This window comes from Arthrobacter globiformis NBRC 12137 (genome assembly GCF_000238915.1).
GTDB classification, from domain to species: Bacteria; Actinomycetota; Actinomycetes; order Actinomycetales; family Micrococcaceae; genus Arthrobacter; species Arthrobacter globiformis.
In genome coordinates this window covers 1-4,566 of record NZ_BAEG01000003.1, presented here as the reverse complement: position 1 = coordinate 4,566, position 4,566 = coordinate 1, and the positions used below count along the sequence as shown (strand labels likewise).

At 67.4% G+C, this 4,566-nt stretch carries 4 protein-coding genes and 1 pseudogene; all 5 read left to right on the top strand.

The genetic code is table 11. The features are described from left to right. Positions 1–664: pseudogene (locus ARGLB_RS00040) on the top strand (glycine dehydrogenase (aminomethyl-transferring)); the annotation flags it as partial. A gap of 153 nt (positions 665–817) precedes the next feature. Continuing rightward, the gene (gene gcvT / locus ARGLB_RS00035; RefSeq protein WP_003797446.1) at positions 818–1,981 is read left to right on the top strand and encodes a glycine cleavage system aminomethyltransferase GcvT; all 1,164 of its coding nucleotides are present in this window, start codon (positions 818–820) and stop codon (positions 1,979–1,981) included. A 251-nt stretch (positions 1,982–2,232) separates the two neighbouring features. After that, complete coding sequence (gene gcvH / locus ARGLB_RS00025; protein ID WP_003797444.1) at positions 2,233–2,616, top strand: glycine cleavage system protein GcvH; 384 nt, start codon at positions 2,233–2,235, stop codon at positions 2,614–2,616. After that, entirely contained in the window at positions 2,613–3,962 is a 1,350-nt protein-coding gene (gene glyA / locus ARGLB_RS00020; RefSeq protein WP_003797443.1) for a serine hydroxymethyltransferase, read from the top strand. The genes gcvH and glyA overlap by 4 nt, the downstream gene beginning before the upstream one ends. 144 nt (positions 3,963–4,106) lie before the next feature. Next, the coding region (locus tag ARGLB_RS00015) for a serine dehydratase beta chain (RefSeq protein WP_003797440.1) at positions 4,107–4,566 on the top strand (460 nt) is incomplete at its 3' end.

The following is a 4,566-nucleotide window of genomic DNA, read 5'->3' as shown; positions in this document are numbered from 1 at the left end:
TGCCACCTGGACCGAAGGCAACGACGTTCCGATCTCCGCCTCGCGCTTCGGCTCCGCTGGCGTGCTGCCCATTTCCTGGGCCTACGTGAAGCTGATGGGCGGGGCCGGCCTGACCGAGGCCACCAAGTCCGCGCTGCTCGCCGCGAACTACGTTGCCGCCAGCCTCAACGACTTCTTCCCCGTGCTCTACACGGGCGAAGGCGGCCTCGTGGCACACGAGTGCATCCTGGACCTCCGCGAACTCACGGCCCGGACCGGCGTCACCGCCGAGGACGTGGCCAAGCGCCTGATCGACTACGGCTTCCACGCCCCCACCCTGGCGTTCCCGGTGGCCGGCACCCTGATGGTCGAACCCACCGAGTCCGAGGACCTGGGCGAGATCGACCGGTTCATCAAGGCCATGATCGCCATTCGCGGCGAGATCGACCAGGTTGCCAGCGGCGACTTCACCGTGGAAAACAGCCCGCTGCGCAATGCACCGCACACTGCGGCCGCTGCGATCAGCTCGGACTGGGACCGCGCCTACCCGCGTGAGCAGGCCGTCTTCCCCGTTCACACGCTCAAGCAGGACAAGTACTTCCCGCCGGTGGGCCGCATCGACGGCGCAGCCGGCGACCGCAACCTGGTCTGCTCCTGCCCGCCGATTGAAGCCTTCGAGAACTAGATTCGTCCGGTGATTGAGCCTGTCGGCGCCCCGGTGGTGGAGCTTGGGCCCACGACCGCCGGGGTTCCCTGACCGAGCTTGCGAGGTTAGGGAACGGCTGGGGAGCGAAACCCCGGGCCGCCCAGGCTCAATCCGCACACAAAGGATTCCTCAATGACTGAGAACTACACTGCCCTTTACGAGGAGCACAAGAAGCTGGGCGCCTCGTTCACCGACTTCGGCGGCTGGCAGATGCCGCTGAAGTACGGCTCCGAACTGGCCGAGCACCACGCCGTCCGCAACTCGGCCGGCATCTTCGACCTCTCCCACATGGGCGAAGTCTGGGTCACCGGCCCGGACGCCGCCGAGTTCCTGGACTACGCCCTGGCCGGCAAGATCTCCGCGATGGCCGTCGGCAAGGCCAAGTACTCCCTGATCTGCAACGAGGCCGGCGGCATCATCGACGACCTCATCGTGTACCGCAGGCCGGCAGACGACGAGGGCCACCACCGGTTCCTGGTTGTGCCCAATGCAGGCAACGCCAAAGTCGTGGCCGAGGCACTGGCCCAGCGGGCTGGTTCTGCCCGGGAGGGCGGGTTCGAGATTGCCGTCGACGACGTTTCCGACGCCACATCACTGATCGCCGTGCAGGGTCCCAAGGCCGAGGAGATCCTCCTGCGCCTCGTCCCGGCAGCCCAGCACGAGCTGGTGACCGGACTCAAGTACTACGCCGCCGTCGAAGTGTCCTTCCTTGTGGGAGGCGCCAGCCGGAACCTGCTCCTGGCCCGCACGGGGTACACCGGCGAGGACGGCTTCGAGATTTTCGTGGAGAACGACGCCGCCGCCGCCCTCTGGCAGTCGATCGTCGCCGTTGCGGACGAGGGGGAGCTGACGCCGTCCGGGCTAGCGTCCCGCGACTCGCTCCGCCTTGAGGCCGGCATGCCGCTGTACGGCAACGAACTCTCCCTCGAGGGCGACCCGTTCGCCGCCGGCCTGGGCCCCGTCGTTGCGCTGTCCAAGGAAGGCGATTTCGTGGGCAAGGCCGCGCTGGCAGCCAAGAAGGAAGCCGGCGCCGGTTCCACCTCGGGCCGCAAGCTCGTGGGCCTCAAGGGCCTGGGCCGGCGCGCCGGCCGCGGGCACTACCCGGTGCTCAGGGACGGCAACGTCGTTGGCGAAGTGACGTCCGGCCAGCCCAGCCCGACCCTCGGCTACCCGGTTGCCATGGCCTACGTCGACGTCGCCTACGCCGAACCCGGCACGGCACTGGACATCGACCTGCGCGGCAAGGCGGAGCCGTTCGAAGTCGTCGCACTGCCTTTCTACAAGCGCTCCAAGTAGCCCAACCGCTGGTTTCGACGCTGGCCGGCCAACGTCGGCCCGTCGGGGCTGACATCCTCCGCGTGCTCGGTCGCGTAGACGCCCGCTAACCGCTGGTTGAGCCTGTCGAAACCAGGCCGGGGCCTTGCCCTTGCAGGCTCGATCATTGGGGGTCGAGCTTGTAGAACCCTTGAGGCCCAGGAATCGACGCGGAGGAATTCGGTCATCCGCCTCCTAAACCGTCCACAGTAGTAACGAGATTAAGGAACACAATGGCAAAAGTTGCCGCTGAACTGCAGTACTCCGACGAACACGAGTGGGTCTCCCGCGAGGACGGGAACGTTGTGTCCATTGGTATTTCCGCCGTGGCCACCGACGCCCTCGGCGACATTGTCTACGTGGACCTGCCCGAGGTCGGTTCGGCTGTGACCGCCGGGGAGACCTGCGGTGAGGTGGAGTCCACCAAGTCGGTCTCGGACCTGTACTCCCCGGTGACGGGTGAGGTTACGGAGATCAACCCGGTGGTCATCGAGGACCCCGCCCTGATCAACAATGATCCGTACGGCGCCGGCTGGCTGTTCAAGGTGGCAGCTGATTCCGAGGGCCCGCTGCTGTCGGCCGAGGAATACGCCGCCAAGAACGGCGGCGAGCTGTGAGCGCCGCTGGTGCCGCAGGCACCGAGACAGTAGCTTTCGAGCAGGTCGTATCCCCGAGCCTGAATGCGGACCTCGCGGAGCTGGACCCGGAGATCGCGGCGAAGATCGACGATGAACTCGGCCGCCAGCGTTCGGGCCTGGAGATGATCGCGTCGGAGAACCACACCGCCGCGGCCGTGATGCAGGCACAGGGGTCGGTGCTGACCAACAAGTACGCCGAGGGCTACCCCGGCAAGCGCTACTACGGCGGCTGCGAGCACGTGGACGTGATCGAGCAGCTCGCGATTGACCGCGTCAAGGCCCTGTTCGGGGCCGAGTACGCGAACGTGCAGCCGCACTCCGGCGCGCAGGCCAACGCGTCGGTGATGCACGCCCTGATCAAGCCGGGCGATACCATCATGGGCCTGAACCTGGCGCACGGCGGGCACCTGACCCACGGCATGCGGATCAACTTCTCCGGGCGCCTGTACAACGTGATCCCGTACCAGGTCCGCGAAGAGGACCACCGGATCGACATGGCCGAGGTGGAGCGCCTGGCCCAGGAACACAAGCCGCAGCTGATCGTCGCCGGCTGGTCCGCCTACGCCCGGCAGCTGGACTTCGCCGAGTTCCGCCGGATCGCTGACTCCGTGGGTGCCTACCTGATGGTGGACATGGCGCACTTCGCCGGCCTGGTTGCCGCCGGGCTGCACCCGTCACCGGTCCCGCACGCGCACGTCACGACGTCGACGACGCACAAGACCCTAGCCGGTCCGCGGGGCGGCATCATCCTGACCAACGACGCCGACGTCGCCAAGAAGATCAATTCGGCAGTATTTCCCGGCCAGCAGGGCGGTCCGCTGGAGCACGTGATCGCCGGCAAGGCCGTGGCGTTCAAGATCGCCGCGTCCCCGGAGTTCAAGGAACGCCAGGAACGCGTCCTCGCCGGTGCCCGGATCCTGGCCGACCGGTTGGTCCAGCCGGATGTCACAGCCAAGCGCATCTCCGTGGTGTCCGGCGGAACCGACGTGCACCTGGTCTTGGTGGACCTGCGCAACTGCGAACTCGACGGCCAGCAGGCCGAGGACCGCCTCGCGGAAATCGACATCACCGTCAACCGCAACGCCGTGCCGTTCGATCCGCGTCCGCCGATGGTCACCTCAGGACTGCGGATCGGCACCCCGGCCCTCGCGACGCGTGGCTTCGGCGAAGCCGCTTTCGCCGAGGTCGCGGACATCATCGCGGAGGCCCTGATTGCCGACGCCGGCGCGGACCTCTCGGGCCTGCGTCACCGTGTCGAGGCACTCGCCGAAGCCCACCCGCTTTACCCGTCGGTACAGGACCTCGCCGCGGCAAAAACCGCGTAGCGTGGATTAAAAGAGCGCGACGGCGGGCGGCTGCCACAAGCCGCCGACCGCGTCGAGTCTCCCGGCTGCAGGGCCGTCAACCGCGGCTCTGCAGCCTACCGGCAGGACCATCTGCTGGATCACAGCATCAGTTAGGAACCGACCATGGCTGTTGGCGTCTTCGACCTCTTCTCTATCGGAATAGGCCCATCCAGTTCCCACACGGTGGGTCCCATGCGGGCTGCCGCGGTGTTTGCCGAGGAGCTGAAGGCGTCCGGCAAGCTGGAGCGGGTGGCGTCGTTGCGGGTGGACCTGTACGGGTCGCTCGCGGCGACGGGGCACGGGCACGGAACCATGACGGCGATCCTGCTGGGGCTGGAGGGCTACCATCCGGAGCTGATCCTGCCCGATGAGGTCGAGGAGCGGCTGGCGTCGATCGCGGAGACCGGGACCCTGCGGCTGGCCGGGTCCGTCGCCCTGCCCTACGGGGTTAAGGACATGGTCCTGCGGCCGCTGACCGTGCTGCCGCGGCACACCAACGGCATGACCTTCACGGTCTCGGACGCCGACGGGAACGTGCTCCACGCGGCGACGTTCTTCTCCGTGGGCGGCGGGTTCATTGTCC